At 52.5% G+C, this 2,428-nt stretch carries 3 protein-coding genes; all 3 read left to right on the plus strand.

Annotated elements, in window-relative coordinates:
- Positions 1–1,301 (plus strand): sigma-54 interaction domain-containing protein (locus ACTHSP_RS19660; RefSeq protein WP_440346740.1); only part of this gene is annotated, 1,301 nt, incomplete at its 5' end.
- Between the two features lie 48 nt (positions 1,302–1,349).
- Entirely contained in the window at positions 1,350–2,102 is a 753-nt protein-coding gene (locus ACTHSP_RS19665; protein WP_440346742.1) for a class I SAM-dependent methyltransferase, read from the plus strand.
- 102 nt (positions 2,103–2,204) lie between these two features.
- On the plus strand, positions 2,205–2,428 hold a 224-nt coding region (locus tag ACTHSP_RS19670), incomplete at its 3' end, for a 2,3-bisphosphoglycerate-dependent phosphoglycerate mutase (RefSeq protein WP_440346741.1).

Below are 2,428 nucleotides of genomic sequence, written 5' to 3' on the forward strand. Positions count from 1 at the left end.
TGTCGCAGTTGCGTTCATTGGTTAAATCGGCAGTGTCGGTTTCAGACAATACTGCCGAACCCACGCCGTCTGAAAAAGTCAAATCGCAGCCTGCGCCTGTTTCTGCCGCCCTGTATAAACCCGAACCTCAACCGGCCAAGCCTATCGTTACGCCTCCTAAGAGCGTACAGAGCGAATTTAACCGGCCTTTGACTGTTCCGGAAGGGCTCAATTCCTTAAAAGAGCGTTTTTCGGCAGGCAGCATCAATCCTGCTCTGCAACAAGACGCACCTATATTGGAAGGCGAGGGCGATATGCCGCGCCTGTTGGGTACTTCGCCGCAAATGGTCGAAGTACGCCACCTGATTCGCAGATTGGCCCACAGCCTTGTTCCCGTTTATATTTCCGGTGAGTCCGGTACGGGTAAAGAGCAGGCGGCGCGCACGATTCACGAGCTGTCCGACCGTGCCGACAAACCGTTTATTGCCGTCAACTGCGGTGCCATTCCTGAAAACCTGATGGAAAGCGAATTTTTCGGTTACAAAAAAGGCAGCTTTACCGGCGCGGATCAAGACCGTTTAGGTTTTTTCCAACACGCTGACGGCGGCACTTTGTTCCTTGACGAAGTTGCCGATTTGCCGCTTGCCATGCAGGTCAAACTCCTGCGCGCCATTCAAGAAAAAGCCGTGCGCCGTATCGGCGATGCGCGGGAAACCTTTGTAGATGTGCGCATTATTTGTGCAACTCACAAAAACCTCGAAGCTTTGGTCGAAAGCGGCGCATTCCGTCAGGACTTGTATTACCGCCTCAACGTTGTCACCCTGCACATGCCGCCTTTGCGCGAAATGCGCGAAGACTTGGGCGCGCTGATTTTGTATCTGCTGTACAAACACCGTCACGGCAATCAAACCTACAAACTCAGCCCGAAAGCCCAAGAAGCCCTGTTGCATTACAGCTATCCCGGCAACTTCCGCGAATTGGAAAACATCCTCGAGCGCGCCGTTGCGTTGACGGTCGGTCAAGTGATACAAGTGGACGACTTGCAGATTCAAAACGCCCCACAGATTAAGGCTGAACGCAGCGGCTTCTCCTTTGACGATATTGCCGAACCTGACGCGCGCGAAACTACGCTCAATCACAGCCCCATTCTGCCGTTTGATCCGCGTACCATGCAGATACAGGATTACCTCGATCAAGTGGAACGCAGCATCATCGAGCAGGCTTTGCAGCAAACCCGTTACAACCGTACCCAAGCCGCCAAGCTTTTGGGCATCAGCTTCCGCTCTATGCGCTACCGCATGGAACGCTTGGACATCAATTAAAACGTTCAGACGGCCTGAGTTTTCAAGGCCGTCTGAAACATGGGCATCATGTACAAGATTTATTTTGACGAAACCTCATCTGCCGAACTTCGCAGCCTTGCCGCGCCGTTCGGGCTGACCGTTATCGACCGGCAGCCTGAAGAAGGCAGTTTCCTTATCGCTGACGAAAGCGGCATCAGTTTGTGCCGCGCCGGTGAAAAAGGCCGTGTCCGCGTTGATTTTGATGGCGGTGCCGCCCATTATCGGCGCACTAAAGGTGGAGGCGAGTTGATTGCCAAAGCAGTCAACCATACTGCGCAACCGACTGTCTGGGATGCTACCGGCGGACTGGGGCGCGACAGTTTTGTGCTTGCCTCGTTGGGTTTGAAGGTACACACTTTTGAACAAAATCCTGCCGTTGCCTGTCTACTTTCAGACGGCCTCAATAGGGCAGGGCAAAGTGAAGAGGCACGGGAGATTGCCCAGCGAATTACTTTGCACTTCGGCAATGCCGTTGATTTAATGCAGGAATTGGCCGCGCAAAAAGGCAGACCCGATGTAGTGTACCTTGACCCGATGTATCCGGAGCGTCGCAAAACCGCCGCCGTGAAAAAAGAAATGGCTTACTTTCACGATTTGGTCGGCGCGGCACAAGACGAAGCCGAATTGTTGGACGCTGCATTGAATACCGCCAAAAAGCGCATTGTCGTCAAACGCCCGCGCTTGGGCGAGTTTCTCGATGGGCGCAAACCTGCTTATCAATACACAGGCAAAAGCACGCGTTTTGACGTTTACCTTCCGACAAGGCCGTCTGAAGACTAGAAGCAAACTTGCAACATATCAAAAGAAACCGCCGGTGTTATCAGCGTGGCGGCAAAGTGTGATATAAATACCCTTCCCCAAACTTCATTGGAGCAAACTATCATGGAATTAGTATTCATCCGTCACGGACAAAGCGAATGGAACGCGAAAAACCTTTTCACCGGCTGGCGCGACGTCAAGCTGAGCGAACAAGGTTTGGCAGAAGCCGCAGCAGCAGGTAAAAAGCTGAAAGAGAAAGGCTATGAGTTTGACATCGCCTTTACCTCCGTTCTGACCCGTGCCATCAAAACCTGTAACATCGTTTTGGAAGAATCCGACCAACTGTT

Source organism: Neisseria sp. P0001.S005, from assembly GCF_051963715.1.

Bases quoted from the DNA above. Each gene is read 5' to 3' on its own strand.
- ACTHSP_RS19665 (WP_440346742.1), top strand. From the start codon at position 1,350: ATGTACAAGATTTATTTTGACGAAACCTCATCTGCCGAACTTCGCAGC.